The organism is Streptomyces sp. NPDC034103, from assembly GCF_055575395.1.
On sequence record NZ_JBVISS010000001.1, the window covers coordinates 558,506 to 573,585 of the forward strand.

At 71.8% G+C, this 15,080-nt stretch carries 14 protein-coding genes and 1 riboswitch; of the genes, 7 read left to right on the plus strand and 7 right to left on the minus strand.

Features of this window, described 5'->3' with window-relative positions:
- Positions 1–17: 17 nt before the first annotated feature.
- Positions 18–2,210: a catalase/peroxidase HPI gene (katG, locus tag ACZ56U_RS02450; protein WP_469082157.1), complete on the plus strand. Its 2,193-nt coding sequence runs from the start codon at positions 18–20 to the stop codon at positions 2,208–2,210.
- A gap of 81 nt (positions 2,211–2,291) precedes the next feature.
- On the opposite strand, the gene ACZ56U_RS02455 is transcribed toward katG, so the two are convergent.
- The 3 genes from ACZ56U_RS02455 to ACZ56U_RS02465 form a co-directional block, all read right to left on the minus strand.
- A complete protein-coding gene (locus ACZ56U_RS02455) occupies positions 2,292–3,398 on the minus strand; it encodes an NAD(P)/FAD-dependent oxidoreductase (RefSeq protein WP_469082158.1) in 1,107 nt (368 codons plus the stop codon).
- A gap of 93 nt (positions 3,399–3,491) precedes the next feature.
- Positions 3,492–4,667: a pyridoxal phosphate-dependent aminotransferase gene (locus ACZ56U_RS02460; RefSeq protein WP_469082159.1), complete on the minus strand. Its 1,176-nt coding sequence runs from the start codon at positions 4,665–4,667 to the stop codon at positions 3,492–3,494.
- Positions 4,668–4,766: 99 nt separating this feature from the next.
- Positions 4,767–5,171, minus strand: a complete 405-nt coding sequence (locus tag ACZ56U_RS02465) for a hypothetical protein (RefSeq protein WP_469082160.1) — start codon at positions 5,169–5,171, stop codon at positions 4,767–4,769.
- Positions 5,172–5,461: 290 nt separating this feature from the next.
- Positions 5,462–5,646, plus strand: a riboswitch (cobalamin riboswitch).
- A gap of 30 nt (positions 5,647–5,676) precedes the next feature.
- Between ACZ56U_RS02465 and ACZ56U_RS02470 the strand changes: the two genes are divergently transcribed.
- The 4 genes from ACZ56U_RS02470 to ACZ56U_RS02485 are packed head-to-tail and all read left to right on the plus strand — an operon-like array spanning position 5,677 to position 8,341.
- Positions 5,677–6,387: an energy-coupling factor ABC transporter permease gene (locus ACZ56U_RS02470; protein WP_469082161.1), complete on the plus strand. Its 711-nt coding sequence runs from the start codon at positions 5,677–5,679 to the stop codon at positions 6,385–6,387.
- A complete protein-coding gene (locus tag ACZ56U_RS02475) occupies positions 6,384–6,743 on the plus strand; it encodes an energy-coupling factor ABC transporter substrate-binding protein (RefSeq protein WP_469082162.1) in 360 nt (119 codons plus the stop codon). The genes ACZ56U_RS02470 and ACZ56U_RS02475 overlap by 4 nt, the downstream gene beginning before the upstream one ends.
- A 6-nt stretch (positions 6,744–6,749) precedes the next feature.
- On the plus strand, positions 6,750–7,499 hold the full coding sequence (gene cbiQ, locus ACZ56U_RS02480; protein WP_469082163.1) for a cobalt ECF transporter T component CbiQ: 750 nt from the start codon (positions 6,750–6,752) through the stop codon (positions 7,497–7,499).
- Complete coding sequence (locus ACZ56U_RS02485) at positions 7,496–8,341, plus strand: energy-coupling factor ABC transporter ATP-binding protein (RefSeq protein ID WP_469082164.1); 846 nt, start codon at positions 7,496–7,498, stop codon at positions 8,339–8,341. The genes cbiQ and ACZ56U_RS02485 overlap by 4 nt, the downstream gene beginning before the upstream one ends.
- Positions 8,342–8,362: 21 nt before the next feature.
- Here ACZ56U_RS02485 and ACZ56U_RS02490 read toward each other — a convergent pair whose 3' ends face one another.
- From ACZ56U_RS02490 to ACZ56U_RS02500, 3 genes are all read right to left on the minus strand, one after another.
- Positions 8,363–8,995, minus strand: a complete 633-nt coding sequence (locus ACZ56U_RS02490; protein ID WP_469082165.1) for a sigma-70 family RNA polymerase sigma factor — start codon at positions 8,993–8,995, stop codon at positions 8,363–8,365.
- Between the two features lie 149 nt (positions 8,996–9,144).
- The gene (locus ACZ56U_RS02495; RefSeq protein ID WP_469082166.1) at positions 9,145–9,846 is read right to left on the minus strand and encodes a hypothetical protein; all 702 of its coding nucleotides are present in this window, start codon (positions 9,844–9,846) and stop codon (positions 9,145–9,147) included.
- Between the two features lie 88 nt (positions 9,847–9,934).
- Positions 9,935–11,077 carry a hypothetical protein gene (locus ACZ56U_RS02500; RefSeq protein ID WP_469082167.1) on the minus strand — a complete coding sequence of 381 codons (1,143 nt, stop codon included), beginning with the start codon at positions 11,075–11,077 and terminating at the stop codon, positions 9,935–9,937.
- A gap of 338 nt (positions 11,078–11,415) precedes the next feature.
- On the opposite strand from ACZ56U_RS02500, the gene ACZ56U_RS02505 reads away from it, so the two are divergent.
- Positions 11,416–12,747, plus strand: coding sequence for a DUF2254 family protein (locus tag ACZ56U_RS02505; protein WP_469082168.1), 1,332 nt, complete (start codon positions 11,416–11,418; stop codon positions 12,745–12,747).
- A gap of 83 nt (positions 12,748–12,830) precedes the next feature.
- Here the strand turns inward: ACZ56U_RS02505 and ACZ56U_RS02510 are convergent, their stop codons facing one another.
- Positions 12,831–13,220, minus strand: a complete 390-nt coding sequence (locus ACZ56U_RS02510) for an SHOCT domain-containing protein (RefSeq protein WP_469082169.1) — start codon at positions 13,218–13,220, stop codon at positions 12,831–12,833.
- Between the two features lie 253 nt (positions 13,221–13,473).
- On the opposite strand from ACZ56U_RS02510, the gene ACZ56U_RS02515 reads away from it, so the two are divergent.
- Entirely contained in the window at positions 13,474–14,817 is a 1,344-nt protein-coding gene (locus ACZ56U_RS02515) for a chloride channel protein (protein ID WP_469082170.1), read from the plus strand.
- Positions 14,818–15,080 lie beyond the last annotated feature (263 nt).

Genomic DNA, 15,080 nt, shown 5'->3' on the forward strand with positions numbered 1-15,080 from the left:
CGGAAGGATTTCCCCACATGTCCGAGAACAGCGCCGCTGAAGGCACATGCCCGGTCGCACACGACCGCGCCGCACACCCCACCCAGGGCGGCGGCAACCGTCAGTGGTGGCCGGAGCGGCTCAACCTGAAGATCCTTGCGAAGGACCCGGTCGTCGCGAACCCGCTCGGTGCGGACTTCGACTACGCCGAGGCGTTCGGCAACCTCGACCTCGCGGCCGTCAAGCAGGACATCGCCGAGGTCCTGACCACCTCCCAGGACTGGTGGCCGGCGGACTTCGGCAACTACGGCCCGCTGATGGTCCGGATGGCCTGGCACAGCGCCGGCACCTACCGCATCAGCGACGGCCGCGGCGGTGGCGGCCGTGGTCAGCAGCGTTTCGCGCCGCTGAACAGCTGGCCGGACAACGGCAACCTGGACAAGGCCCGCCGTCTGCTGTGGCCGGTCAAGAAGAAGTACGGCCAGTCCATCTCCTGGGCCGACCTCATGATCCTCACGGGCAACGTCGCGCTGGAGACGATGGGCTTCACGACCTTCGGCTTCGCCGGCGGCCGCGCCGACGTCTGGGAGGCCGACGAGGACGTGTACTGGGGTCCCGAGACCACGTGGCTCGACGACCAGCGCTACTCCGGCGACCGCGAGCTGGAGAGCCCGCTCGGCGCCGTCCAGATGGGCCTGATCTACGTCAACCCCGAGGGCCCCAACGGCAACCCGGACCCGCTCGCCGCGGCCCGCGACATCCGTGAGACGTTCCGCCGGATGGCGATGAACGACGAGGAGACCGTCGCCCTCATCGCCGGTGGTCACACCTTCGGCAAGACCCACGGCGCCGGCCCGGCGGACAACGTCGGCGCCGACCCCGAGGCCGCCCCGATCGAGGCCCAGGGCCTCGGCTGGGCCAGCACCTACGGCACCGGCAAGGGCGGCGACGCCATCACCTCCGGTCTCGAGGTCACCTGGACCACCAAGCCGACCCAGTGGACCAACGATTTCTTCGACATCCTCTTCGGCTACGAGTGGGAGCTCACCCAGAGTCCCGCCGGCGCCCACCAGTGGGTGGCCAAGGACTCCGAGGAGATCATCCCGGACGCCCACGACCCGTCGAAGAAGCGTCGCCCCACGATGCTGACCACCGACCTCTCGCTGCGCTTCGACCCGGTCTACGGCGAGATCTCCAAGCGCTTCCACGAGAACCCGGACCAGTTCGCGGACGCCTTCGCCCGCGCCTGGTACAAGCTGACCCACCGTGACCTGGGCCCGAAGTCCCTGTACCTCGGCCCGGAGGTCCCGGCGGAGACGCTGCTGTGGCAGGACCCGCTGCCGCAGGTTGAGGGCGAGCCCATCGACGCCGCCGATGTCACCGCGCTCAAGGCCAAGCTGCTCGCCTCGGGCCTGACCGTCTCGCAGCTGGTGTCGACCGCGTGGGCGTCCGCGTCCACCTTCCGCAACAGTGACAAGCGCGGCGGTGCCAACGGCGCTCGCATCCGTCTCCAGCCGCAGGTCGGCTGGGAGGTCAACCAGCCCGACGAGCTGGCCCAGGTCCTGCGCGTCCTGGAGGGCGTCCAGGCCGACTTCGACGCGGCCTCCGCCGGCAAGAAGGTCTCGCTGGCCGACCTGATCGTCCTCGGCGGTGCCGCCGCGATCGAGAAGGCCGCCAAGGACGCCGGGTACGACATCGAGGTGCCGTTCACCCCGGGCCGTGTCGACGCGACCGAGGAGCACACGGACGCCGAGTCGTTCGCCGCCCTCGAGCCGACCGCGGACGGCTTCCGCAACTACCAGGGCAAGGGCAACCGCCTGCCCGCCGAGTACCTGCTGCTCGACAAGGCGAACCTGCTCGGCCTGAGCGCGCCCGAGCTGACCGTCCTCGTCGGCGGCCTGCGCGTCCTGGGCACCAACCACGGCGGTACGTCCCTCGGTGTCCTCACCGAGACCCCCGGTGTCCTCACCAACGACTTCTTCGTCAACCTGCTCGACCTGGGCACGGAGTGGAAGTCGACCTCCGAGGACCAGACCCACTTCGAGGGCCGTGACGCCTCGGGCGCGGTCAAGTGGACCGGCACCCGTGCCGACCTGGTCTTCGGCTCCAACTCCGAGCTGCGCGCCCTCGCCGAGGTCTACGCGAGCGACGACGCGAAGGAGAAGTTCGTGAAGGACTTCGTCGCGGCGTGGGTCAAGGTGTCGAACGCCGACCGCTTCGACCTGGTCTGAGTCAGCGCACCGGGACGCCCCGGCCGGCCCGCACGGGCCGGCCGGGGCGTTCCGGGTTTCCCCTGCGCGAAGTGCGGGCCCTCAGGCGGCCGTGTATCCCAGCTGCCTGCGCATGTACGGCGTCATCAGGGTCTTCGCCTTGGCCAGGACGGAGGTACGACCGCCCAGGACCGCGCTCTCCCCGCCGGGCACCGGCAGCAACGTCAGGCCGTCGGCCCCTCCGAAGGGCACGATCAGCGGCGTGCGGTGGACGGGACGGTAGAAGCGGGGTTCCTTGCGGTGCCTGCCGGGGCTCTGGAGGTGGGCGCGGATGTTGTGGACCGCGAGGTCGGCCTGGGCCAGGGCGGTGGGGGTGATCTTGAGCTCCGTGGCGTCGTTGACGTCACCGACCGCGAAGACGTCGGGGCGGCCGTCGACCCGGAGCGTCCGGTCGACCTTGACGTGCCCGGAGGGGTTCAGCCAGTCACCGTGGCCGCCGAGGCGGAGCCAGAGGGTGTTGGGCGTGGTGCCCGTGGCCCAGTACGAGAGGTCGGCCTCCAGGACCTCACCGCGCGCGTCGCGATAGGTGCCGAAGTCGAGGCCGGGCGACATGAACGACTCCAGCCGCACCTCCACGTCGTGCGCCTCCAGCCAGGCCAGCGCCTTCCGTCCGGCGCGTTCGCTGCCCGTGCCGTGCAGCAGGGCGGGACCGGAGTGGGCGAGCGTGACCCGCGCGTCCGGCCGGGCCAGCCGTATCTCCGCGCTGAGCTCGACACCGGAGGGCCCACCGCCGACGACGAGGACATGGTCGGCGCCGGCGACGGCCTGCTGGTGCCCGGCGAAGGCCTTCGCGGCCTCCTCGACGGTGGTGCCGTTGAAGCGGGCCGGTTCGGGGTAGTCGGCGCCGGTGGCGATCACCACCACGTCGTAGGGCAGCCGCTCCCCCGTGGCCAGGACGACCTGCCGGGCCTCGGTGTCGATGCGCAGCGCCTTGCCCAGCACCACCTGGCCGCCGCGGAGCAGCCGGTCGTACGGGATGAAGGGCGTCACCGACCACTCCGGCCGGACGCCCGCCCGCAGCGAGGCGACGCGATGGAAGAAGACCTCCTTGCGGTCCACCAGCGTGACCCGCGCGGTCGCGTCCAGTTTCCTCGCGATGCGGACGCCCGCGTAGCCGCCGCCGATCACCACTACGTCGCCGTCGCTCACACGACTCTCCTGTGCTGTGGGGGAGCCAGCAGCGTAACGCTTGAAATTTAAAGTTACGGGGCGAGTGATGTGTGCGTTCCGTGAAGCGATGCGCTACGCCAGCCCGGCGACGAACTTGCCGAGCCGGGCCAGACCCTCGCGCAGCGTGTCGCCGGAGGCCGCGTACGACAGGCGGACGTGCGTGTCCGCCGTCCCCACTCCGAAGTCCCGGCCCGGGGTGAGCGCGACGTGCGCCTCCCGCAGTGCCCGGGCGCAGAACTCCCACGAGGTGAGCCCGGTGCCGCTGACGTCGAAGTAGACGTAGAACGCCCCGTCGGGCGGCACCGGCACCGGCAGCCCGATCCGCGCCAGGCCGTCCAGGACGAGCGCGCGCCGGCGCCCGAACTCGGCGCGCCGCTCCTCGCAGACGGCGAGGGAGTCAGGGGTGAAGCAGGCCAGGGCGGCGTGCTGGGCCGGGGTGGAGGCGCACAGGAAGTAGTTCTGGGCGAGGCGTTCCAGCGCCGGTACGAGCATCTCCGGAACGACGCACCAGCCGAGCCGCCAGCCGGTCATGCCGAAGTACTTGGAGAAGCTGTTGATGACGACGGCGTCGGGGTCGTACGACAGGGCGCTGCGGGGCGGCCGGTCCTGGTCGTCGTGGTCGCCGAGGTCGAGGTAGATCTCGTCGACGATCCGCCACGCCTGGCGCTCCCGGGCCAGTGCGCACAGCGCGGCCAGTTCGTCGCCCGGCACCGAGGTGCCGGTCGGGTTGGAGGGCGTGGCGACCATGACCCCGCGCGTGCCGTCCGTCCAGTGCTCCCTAACGGAGTCCGCGTCCAGTTGGAAGCGCGAGGCCGCGCTGGTCGGCACCAGCCTGACCCGGGCGCCGAAGCTCTCCATGATCTGCCGGTTGCACGGGTAGGACGGGTCGCCGATCAGCACCTCGTCCCCGGTGTCGACGAGCGCGGCGGCGCCCAGCACCAGGGCGGCCGAGGCGCCCGCGGTCACGACGACACGGCCCGGGTCGACGTCGACGCCGTGCCGCTCGCCGTAGAACCCGGCGATCGCCTGCCGCAGGGCGGGCATGCCGAGCGCCTCGGTGTAGCTCATGGGCCGGCCGTCCATGGCCGCGCGCATCGCCTCGACGACGGCCGGGGGCGCGCCGAAGTCGGGCTCGCCGAGGCTCAGCTTGACCACGTGGTGGCCCTGGGCCTCCAGGGCGGCGGCGTGCTTGCCGAACTCCATGGCGTAGAACGGGGCGACGGACTCGGCCCGCTGCGAGATCCGCATGCTGCGACCTCCGGCTCGACGACGGACGGGACGTCCCGACCCTAAGCGGTCACGAAAGGGGCGGGCCCGCGGGCCCGCCCCTTGGTCACCTCGTGGTCGTCAGGCCCTGGCGTACTCCCAGCCGCCGCAGTCGTACGGGGTGCCGTCGGAGCCTTCCTGGAGGCAGGCGCGGATCTGGAGGGTGGTGCCCTCCGCGAAGGACAGGTCCCAGTCGTGGGCGACGGCGTAGCCGGAGCCGTTGTAGTACGAGTGGGTGGCGGAGCTGGAGTTGTAGCGCCACTGCGCGGCGGTGCCGTGGCCGTCCTTCGCCATGTCGAGGGCGGTGAGGATCTCGCCGTCGGCCGCGAAGTACGTCTTCGCGGTCACCTGCGAGGAGATGATGGAGTTGGAGGCCTCGTAGACCTCGCCGGCGGCGTGGGCCGGGGCGATGCCCAGGGCGAGTGCCGACGCGGAGGCCGCGGCGATCCCGAGGGCGGACGTCAGTCGGCGGTGGGACGTGCGCAAGACAGCGTTCCTCTCTTCGAACAACTGGTCGCGCCGAACTTACCTGAGAGACAGGGGAGTTCATCCGGAATTTCCGGGCCGGCCCCGCGCTCCACGCGTCCGCCGCACGCCCGCGTCGCGGAGGGGCGGCCCCGCGGGGGTGGGCGTGGTCGAGCACCGCGGGCAGCTCACGGGTGTCGATCTCGCGGTGCGCGCCGCGTTCGGCCCCGTCCCGGTGTGCGCCCGGTGCGAGCCGGGGGGCGCCGTCCGCGCGCCCCCTGTCGGCGCTTGCCAGCGCCTTTCCGAGGGCACTACTCTCGCCAGGCCTTGGTGAACGGGAAATCCGGTGCGATGCCGGTGCGGCCCTCGCCACTGTGATCGGGAAGTCCGGCTCCGGCCCTTGCGGGCAGCCACTGGGTCCTTGTGACCCGGGAAGGCGGAGCACCGGGCGGTGGGACCCGTGAGCCAGGAGACCGGCCAAGGCGCGTCAACCATCCACGAGGTGCTGGAGAGGGTCTGCTGAGCCATGCACATAGCCGAGGGATTTCTGCCTCCGGCGCACGCGGTCGCCTGGAGCGTCGCGTCCGCGCCATTCGTCGTCCACGGAGTGCGCTCACTCACGCGTGAAGTCAGGGAGCATCCGGAGAGCACCCTGCTCCTCGGCGCCTCGGGCGCCTTCACCTTCGTCCTGTCCGCGCTGAAGCTGCCCTCGGTGACGGGCAGTTGCTCCCACCCCACCGGCACGGGCCTGGGCGCCATCCTGTTCCGCCCGCCGATCATGGCCGTACTGGGCACCATCACCCTGCTCTTCCAGGCGCTGCTGCTCGCCCACGGCGGCCTGACCACGCTGGGCGCCAACGTGTTCTCGATGGCCATCGTCGGGCCCTGGGCCGGATACGGCGTCTACAGACTGCTGCGGCGCCTCGGTGCGCCGCTGATGGTGGCGGTGTTCTTCGGCGCGTTCCTCGCCGACCTCTCCACCTACTGCGTCACCAGCGTGCAGCTGGCGCTCGCCTTCCCCGACCCCGGCAGCGGATTCCTGGGCGCGCTCGGCAAGTTCGGCTCCATCTTCGCCGTCACGCAGATCCCGCTCGCGGTGAGCGAGGGGCTGCTGACGGTGTTCGTGATGCGTCTGCTGGTCCAGTCGAGCAAGGGCGAACTGACGCGGCTGGGCGTGCTGTTGACCCGCCCGGAGAAGACCGCGGCCGACGCCGGGACGGAGGCGGTGGCCCGATGAGCCGGAACGCGAAGATCAACACCCTGTTGCTGCTCGTCGTGGCGGCGCTCGCCGTACTGCCGCTGGCCCTCGGGCTCGGCGACCACAAGGAGGAGCCCTTCACGGGCTCCGACACCGAGGCCGAGACCGCGATCACCGAGATCGAGCCGGACTACGAGCCCTGGTTCTCGCCGCTGTACGAACCGCCGTCCGGCGAGATCGAGTCGGCCCTGTTCGCCCTCCAGGCGGCAGGAGGCGCGGGCGTCCTCGCCTACTACTTCGGACTGCGCCGGGGCCGTCGGCAGGGCGAGGCCCGGGCACTGGCCGGACAGAAGTCCGAGGACGCCCGGGACGAGTCCGCCACCGAGCGGACCTGATCCCGCGTGCTGCCGATCGACGCGGCCGCGCACAGCAGCCGCTGGCGCCGCCGTCACCCCGTGGACAAGGCCGTGCTCGGCCTCGGCCTGACGATCCTGGCCATCTCGCTGCCACCCTGGCCGGGTGCCGCCCTGGTGCTGCTGACGTCCGTCACCGTCCTCCTGGGCCCGGCGGGGGTGCCCGCCCGGCGCCTGTGGCGCGCCTACCGGGTGCCGCTGGGCTTCTGTGCGACCGGGGCGCTCACCCTGCTGGTCCAGGTCGGCGGCCCCGACGGTCTCGTCGCCCCGGCCGACGGCGGCTGGGTGCGCGCCGGGGAGCTGTTGCTGCGGACGTCGGCCGCCTCCCTCGGCGTGCTGCTGTTCGCCTTCACCACCCCCATGTCGGACCTGCTGCCCCGGCTGGTCAGGGCGGGCGTGCCCGCACCCGTCGTGGACGTCGCCCTGGTGACGTACCGGATGAGCTTCCTGCTCCTGGACTCCGTGCGCCGCGTGCGGGAGGCGCAGGCCGCGCGGCTCGGGCACACCGGCCGGGCGGCGGAGTGGCGGTCGCTGGCCGGGCTCGGCGCGACCGCTTTCGTCCGGGCGTTCAGCCGGGCCGCCCGGCTCCAGGACGGTCTCGCCGGACGCGGCTACGACGGCACCTTGCGCGTGCTGGTGCCCGAGGCCAGGGTCTCGGTCCGTTTCACGGCCGCCAGCGTCGCGCTGCTCGCGGCGGTGGCCGCCCTCACCCTCGTCCTGGAAAGGCCGCTGTCATGAGCGAGCCCGCACTGGTCGCCCTGCGGGGCGCGTCCTTCGCCTACGAGGACGGCCCGACCGTGCTCGACGGCCTCGACTTCGAGGTGCGCGAGGGGCGGGCCCTCGCGCTGCTGGGCCGCAACGGCAGCGGCAAGACCACCCTGATGCGGCTGCTCAGCGGCGGACTGCGGCCGCACCGCGGTGCGTTGTCGGTCGAGGGACGGCCGGTGTCGTACGACCGCAAGGGGCTGACCCGGCTGCGGACGACCGTACAGCTGGTCGTGCAGGACCCGGACGACCAGCTGTTCGCCGCCTCCGTCGCCCAGGACGTGTCCTTCGGGCCGCTCAACCTCGGTCTGCCCGACGCGGAGGTACGGACCCGGGTGGCCGAGGCGCTGGCCGCCCTGGACATCACCGCGCTCGCCGACCGGCCCACCCACCTGCTCTCCTACGGCCAGCGCAAACGGACCGCGATCGCGGGTGCCGTGGCGATGCGACCGCGCGTGCTGATCCTCGACGAGCCGACCGCCGGACTCGACCCGGACGGCCAGGAGCGGCTGCTGACCACCCTCGACGCACTGCGCGCCTCGGGCACCACGGTGGTGATGGCCACCCACGACGTCGACCTCGCCCTGCGCTGGGCCGACGACGCCGCTCTGCTCACCCGCGCCGGCGCGCACACCGGCCCCGCCGCCGCGATGCTGGCCCGTACGGAACTGCTGCGGGAGGCGGGGCTGCGGCTGCCCTGGGGTGTCGCGGCCGCCCGACTGCTCCGGGAGCAGGGGCTGTTGGCCGACGACGCCCCGGGTCCGCGCACCCCGGACGAGCTCGCCGCGGTGTCGCCCGACGCCGCCTCCCGCTGACGCCGGGCCGGTTCGCGGCGCTCAGGCCGCCAGGGCGGGTTCCTCCTCCCCCGCCGGGGAGGAGGCCCCGTCGTCCAGCAGGTCCATCAGGGACGCGCGGGCCCGGGCCACCCGGGAGCGGACCGTGCCCACGGGGCAGTCGCTGACCGCGGCCGCCTCCGCGTAGGGCAGGCCGACCAGCTGGGTGAGGACGAAGGCCTCGCGGCGCTCGTCCGGCAGCGCCTCCACCAGGTCGAGCAGCGCGATGCCGTCGTCGAACCCGGGCAGGTCCCGCGGCTGCGCGCGCTCGACGGCCAGCTGCCAGTCCGGTGCGTCGCAGAGCCGGGGCCGGGCGGAGGCGTGCCGGTGGCTGTCGATCACGGCGCGGCGGGCGATGGCCAGCAGCCAGGCGCGGGCCGAGGAGCGGCCCTCGAACCGGTGCAGGCTGGCGAGCGCCCGCAGGAAGGTGTCCTGTGCCAGGTCGTCGGCGGCCTGGGGATCGCCGCTCAGGTGGGCGACGTACCGTTTCACGTCGAGGTGCAGGGCGCGTACGAAGTGCTCGACCGCGTCCGCGTCACCGCCCCGGGCGGCGAGTGCCCAGGCCGTTGTCGACTCGTCCGGCGTCATCGCTCCGTCGTGGGACGCGCGCGCGGCGGACAGGGCAGAAGTGATCACGTGGTGTCCTTCTCGGTCGTCCATGATCCGGACCGGTGCGCGGGTCGGCGCGGGCGGTCCGGTGCGGGGAGACGGCCGTACGGCACCCACGGGCGCGTACGGCCGAGGCCCGAGGCACCCCCTGGGCGGCCTCGGGGAACCGGCTGTCGTCAGGCGACAGCGGTCCCCGCGGGCGGCCCCCGAGAGGTGATCGCGTGGACGAGGAGAAGGCGCGGCACCCGGTCCGAGGACGGCCGGTGCGCGCGCACGCGCGGCGGCTCGGGGGTGCCGGGCACCGGGGCGAGCAGCAGGCGCAGGGGTGCCGCCAGCCGGCCGGCCACGGCCCGCAGGATGCGGAACGCGGCCTTCTCGCCGTACGCGAGCCACAGCCCGCACAGCAGTCCGGCCAGCAGGTGGGCGGCGAGCATGCCGAAGGAGGAGGAGCCGGGCATGGAGTGACCCGCGTGCCCCAGGGGCCCCATGTCCATGGCGTCCATATCCACGGACGCCATGGCGTCCAGGTGCATCGAGCCCATGTGCGCGGAGTCCATGTGCGCGGGATCCATGTGGCCGGACCCCATGGAGTGCCCCGTCGTCCCGGACCCGGCGCTCCCGCGCGCGGACTGGGCGAGGGAGAACGCCGAGTGCAGCCCGCTCTGGGCGGCGACGACGACCGTCACGACCAGCGGCAGCCCGCGCTCACGGCCGGCCAGGCACCATCCCGCGCCGCCGGTCACGACCGCGCCCAGGGCCAGCGCCCAGGCGGGGACTTGGCTGCCGGACATCATGACGTGGCCGAGGGCGGCGAGCAGCACACAGACGGCCGCGAAGACCGCGGCCCGTACCGTGCGAGAACACCACCCTGCTGTCATGGCGCCTCATCCTCGCATCCGGACCCGGTTCATCAGGCAGGAGTACGGAAATCGCCCCCGCTCCACTCAGGCCGGCCAGGTCGGCGTGTCAGGGCGCCGCCGCCTCCGGTTCGTCCGCCGCGGACGGGTGGACGTACCTGTCCTCCTGGAACGGGGTGAACCAGGAGCCGAACGCCATGAGTTCGACTCCGAGCCCGGCCCACGGCGAGGCCTCGTCGGGGCCGTCCGCCGCGTCGCCGTAGAGCCACTCGTGGTCCGTGTCCGCGTACACGTGCGCGGCGAAGGCGTCGAGGGCGGCACCGACCTCGTCGTCGAGGAGGCCCTCGCGTTCCAGGGTCGTGGTCGCCCGGCCGATGAGGAGGCGCAGGGCGAACCCCTCGGCGACACAGGCGAGCCGGCGGAAGCCGCCGTCGGTGAAGCGGGTGGTCATCGCGATCACCGTCACCAGGAAACGGCGGGCGAAGCGGGCGTCGTACTGGAGCGCGTACCGGTCGGGAAGGCGCTCCAGGTGCCACAGGGGCCCCTCGCACTCCGCGACGGTGGCGTCCTCCTGGGTCAGGACCTGCACGTCCTCGAACAACTCGGCGACCAGCAGCTCGGTGGCGTGGACCAGCGCGCCCGCGGCCAGCCTGGCGCTCACGGGCGCGACGGCGAACCGGTCGTCACCGGTGTCCCTCTCGTCGTCCTCGGCGCCGAGCACACCGAACACGGCCGGCGGGAAGGAGCGCAGTTCGGCCGCCAGGCCCAGCAGCCGATCGCGCGGGGAGGCGCCCTTGGCGTCGGCGTCGTCCGCGGCCACCGTGCTCTCGTCGCCGACGCCCGCGGTGTGCCGGGCCTTGCGGGCGGCGGGGTCGTCGGGCGGGGCGTCCGGTCCCTCGGCGGCGTCCAGGCTCTTGCGGGCCAGGTCCTGGTGCAGTTCGACCTCGCAGCGGTCGATCGTCCAGTCGGCCAGCAGTTCGGAGCGCTCCAGCAGTTCGTCCACCAGCACCCGCACCGAGTCCTCGGCGGGCTCCAGCGCCGGGGCGTCCACGAAGACCTTGAGCAGGGCCCCCTCGGGATGCACGGCCACGATGCTGTCGAGGATGCCGACCTGCACACCACCGGGCGCCTCGACGGCCCGCACGGAGTCGAAACCGTCCTCGATGAGCGCCACGGCGCCGGCCCGCTGCAACGGATCCATCTCCGGAGTGCCCTCCGGGATACAGGTCTCCACGGTCACTACATACGTCACAGGTCCGAGCCTCGCAGGAAAGCACTGCCCGCGCGACGGATCGAGGCTGCGCGTAAAGCGAACTCGGCTTGCGGGAAGGGAGAATCCGGCGGCCCTCAGGCAGGTCCCGCGCTCGTCGGCACGCTCCGCCACCCCGGCGCCCGCGATCGCCGGCGGCACGGCGAGGGCGTGGACGCCGCAGGTCAGGGCGAGGGCGCGGCTGGAGCGGGCGGGCCTGGTTGATGCCCGGAAGGTGCGGGTGCCGGGGCCGGAAGGTGCAGGCGTGGCGGACGCTTGTGTCGTTTTGGGCATGTTTGCATCTGTATCGACACACGACGAGGTAGGGAAGAGGAGGCTGGATGACCGGCTCGGCTGACGTTCCGACGCGGCACGGCCGGTGGAGCCGCCGTTTGAAACAGGGGCAGCGGCAGAAGCAGAAGGGAGTGCTTCGCCAACTTTCCCAGGCGGAGCGCAGGGGTGCGTCCCAATTGCTGTGTGCGGTGGTCGGCCTGGCGCTGGGGAGACTGGTTCCCGAGTTTTCGGCAGGACCGCAGGTGGAGACCGGGCGCGTGGTCTCATTCCTGTTCACCATCGGGTTCGGGGTTGTCAGCCTGGTGAGCATCATCTACTCGATGCTGTTCCTGGTCGTCCAGTTCTCCTCGAGCATGTTCACGCCGCGCCTGGCGCTGTTTCGCGAGGAGCCGATCGTCTGGCGCACGTTCGCCGTCACCGTCGGCGTGTTCGTCTTCGCCATCACCGCGGCCCTGTCACTCGGGGCGCGCGGCGGTGTCTCGGTTCTGGTGCCCACACTCGCCATGGTGTTGGCGCTGATCGCCCTGGCCCTGATGTGGACTCTGCAGACCAGGGCGTTCCACTCGATTCAGCTCGCGCATTCACTGACCGCGATCACCACGCGCGCGTACCGGCTCCTCGATGGCCTGTATCCGCCGGACAGGGAACCCGTCGAGGCCGCTGCGCCGCCGTCCACGCCGTCCACGCCGTCCACGCCGTCCACGATGCCCGGCGTCCCGGTCCGATGGACAGGAGCCGCGTGCGTGATCCAGCGGATCGACGTGCCCGCGCTGGTAGGGATGGCCAGGCAGCGTGACTGCTCCCTCACCTTTCGCGTACGCCCGGGCGAGACCGTCTCGTGGGGCATGACCCTGGCCGAGGTGTCGGGGGGCGCGGTGTCCGAGGACGAGTTGTGCGGCGCTGTGGTGACCGGGGTGGAGCGTACGTTCGATCAGGACCCTGAGCTGCCGTTCAGACTGCTCGTCGACATCGCGCTGAGGGCCCTGTCCCCCGCGGTCAACGATCCGGCCACGGCGGTGGAGAGCTTGGATCGCCTGGAGGACCTGCTGGTCCGTCTCGCCGACCGTGAGCTGGAGGTCGGCACCTTCACCAGCGGCGACGGCATCGTGCGCGTGATCGTCCCGGTGCCCGGCTGGGAGCGGTTCGTCCGCACGGCTGTCGACGACGTCATCGTCGCCGCGGCCGGCTCACCGATGGCGCTGCGGCGCACGCGTACCCTGCTACGTCGGCTGATGGAACGAAGTCCCCAGAGCCGCAGGCGCATCCTGGAGGACCGGCTTCGCTGGGTGGAGCGCACGGGCCGTGGGACCTACCCGCTGATCTGGGCGGCCACGGAAGACGACACCCGGCCCTCGGCGCCCGCCGGTAGGTCTTCATGATTCATGAGGCGGCGGACCGGGCGTAGAAGTTCGGGCGGGCTTCAGACGGCCGCAGGCGGGCTTCAGGCGGGCTTTAGGCGGGCTCACACCAGCAGCTTGGCCTTGGCGCGCTCGAATTCCTCCTGAGTGATGTCGCCTTTGTCTTTGAGCCCGGAAAGCTGGACCAGCTCGTCCACCGAGCCGTCACCGGGCCCCGCTGCCTTTCGGACGTACTGACGGAATGCCTCCTCGTGTTCCCGGACCTGCTTCACGTCCCTTTCGCTCATGCTTTTCCCGCGGACGATGAGATACACGAAGACACCGAGATAGGGAAGCACCAGCACGAGGACGAGCCACCCCGCCTTGGCCCAGCCGCTGAGGCTGCGATCCCGAAAGATGTCGGTGACCACCTTGAACAGCAGGAAGAACCACATGACCCACAGAAAGAGCCACAGCATCGTCCAGAACAGGTTGAGAAGGGGGTAGTCGTCCATGCTTCGCTCCGATCACGGATGCTCCCCTCATTCATACAGCCGAACGTGAAGGCCCGCATTTCAGCCGGGAGTGTCTCTGTTGCACTCGAAGGAAAGGACCGGTAGCGGTGGACCCAGCGCTTGTGGGCCCGGCCCCGGTCCTGATCATCATCTCGGTCCGCTCTGACGTCAGCTCCGAGCCCGGTAGCGGCCGGGGCCACCACGACGGCGGGCCGCGCCCGGGCGTCGGCTCGACGGAGAAGGGAAGACACCGATGGCGAAGCCCGGCCCCCGATCCGGTCCGCCGGTCAGCGGAGCGCAGCCCGAGGAGGCAGACCGGCTGCGGAACCTCCTGCTCGCCCCCGGGTACCTGAAGGTGCTCGCCCTCAGCGCTCTCATCGGTGTCCCGGTATCCCTCGCGGCCTTCTGGTTCCTGGTCGGGCTGCACGAACTGGAACATCTCCTGTGGACGGACCTCCCCCACACCCTGGGACGGGAGGCGCCCGCGTGGTGGTGGCCGCTGCCCCTCTTCCTCCTGGCGGGCCTGGCCGTCGGCCTGATCGCCGCGCATCTGCCCGGCGCGGGCGGACACATCCCGGCCTTGGGGCTGCACGCGGGAGGCCCTTCCCCGAAGGCGCTCCCTGGAGTGCTGCTCGCCGCCGTGGCAAGCCTGCCGCTCGGTGCCGTCCTCGGCCCGGAGGCACCGCTGATCGCCTTGGGCGGTGGTCTGGCCGTACTCTTCCGCAACCTCGTACGCTCACCCGCGACCGCGCAGAGCACGGCCCTGATGGGTGCGGCCGGAGCCGCGGCGGCCATCGCGGCGATCTTCGGGAACCCGCTGGTCGCGGCCGTACTCCTCGTCGAGATCTCGGGCTTGGCAGGACCGCGGCTGTTCGCCGTCATGCTGCCGGCCCTGTCGTCCAGCGGAGTCGGTGCCCTGGTGTTCACCGGCTTCGGGGAGTGGACCGGTCTGGAGACAGGCAGTCTGGGCCTCGACCTGCCGACTCCGTCCCCCCGCCTGGACGCCGCGGACGTCCTGTGGTCCCTGCCGTTGGCCGTGGCCATCGCCGTCACGATGCACTTGGTGCTGAGCGCGGGACGCCTGGTGGCCGGGTACGTGCGGAGCGGCGTACGCGTACGGACCGTCGTGTGCGCGATGGGCGCCGCGGGCTGCGCTGCCCTCTACACCCTGACCACTGACCGCTCCCCCGCCGAGATCGCCACCTCCGGCCAGACCACACTGAGCGCGCTGGCCGCCGACCCGCACACGTGGAGTGCCAGTGCGCTTCTCGCGGTCCTGGTCCTCAAGGGCGCCGCCTACACCCTGTGTCTGGGCAGCCTGCGAGGCGGCCCAGTCTTCCCCGCCCTCTTCCTGGGAGCCGCCACCGGCGTGCTCCTCGCCCCGCTGCCAGGACTCGGCACGGTCCCCGCCATGACGGCCGGCATGGCTGCCGCCACGGCGGCCACACTGCGACTGCCCGTGAGCAGCGTCGTGCTCGTGGCCCTGTTGCTGGGCAGTGCCACGAGCATGATGCCCCTGGTCATCCTCACGTCCGTGATCGCCTTCGTCACCGCCGAGCTACTTCCCCCGGACCTGCGCACCCCTGGTCACCGGTGATGTGCATCAGGCCGGGTGCGAGGTCCTCGCGGTACCTCAACCACGAACTGTTCCTCGAGCTGTGGCCGGTGCTGTGCACGCGGTTTCTGGCGGATGTGATCGCTCCCCTCCTCGAAGAACCCCATGATCCGAACATCGACTGAGCGCGTCCGAGGAAAGCACAGCTGCGATCGACCACAGCAAGCGCCCGCAGATGCGCACAAGAGATGAGGTAGAAACGGGTCCCTCCCCCGGACGACATTCCGCCACCCCCGTGACACCGG

Excerpts from the sequence above, each read along its gene's own strand:
- ACZ56U_RS02510 (WP_469082169.1), bottom strand. The coding sequence starts at position 13,220 with ATGGACGACTACCCCCTTCTCAACCTGTTCTGGACGATGCTGTGGCTC.
- katG (WP_469082157.1), top strand. The coding sequence starts at position 18 with ATGTCCGAGAACAGCGCCGCTGAAGGCACATGCCCGGTCGCACACGAC.
- ACZ56U_RS02505 (WP_469082168.1), top strand. The coding sequence starts at position 11,416 with ATGACCGGCTCGGCTGACGTTCCGACGCGGCACGGCCGGTGGAGCCGC.
- ACZ56U_RS02485 (WP_469082164.1), top strand. The coding sequence starts at position 7,496 with ATGAGCGAGCCCGCACTGGTCGCCCTGCGGGGCGCGTCCTTCGCCTAC.
- ACZ56U_RS02460 (WP_469082159.1), bottom strand. The coding sequence starts at position 4,667 with ATGCGGATCTCGCAGCGGGCCGAGTCCGTCGCCCCGTTCTACGCCATG.
- ACZ56U_RS02495 (WP_469082166.1), bottom strand. The coding sequence starts at position 9,846 with ATGACAGCAGGGTGGTGTTCTCGCACGGTACGGGCCGCGGTCTTCGCG.
- ACZ56U_RS02475 (WP_469082162.1), top strand. The coding sequence starts at position 6,384 with ATGAGCCGGAACGCGAAGATCAACACCCTGTTGCTGCTCGTCGTGGCG.
- ACZ56U_RS02515 (WP_469082170.1), top strand. The coding sequence starts at position 13,474 with ATGGCGAAGCCCGGCCCCCGATCCGGTCCGCCGGTCAGCGGAGCGCAG.
- ACZ56U_RS02470 (WP_469082161.1), top strand. The coding sequence starts at position 5,677 with ATGCACATAGCCGAGGGATTTCTGCCTCCGGCGCACGCGGTCGCCTGG.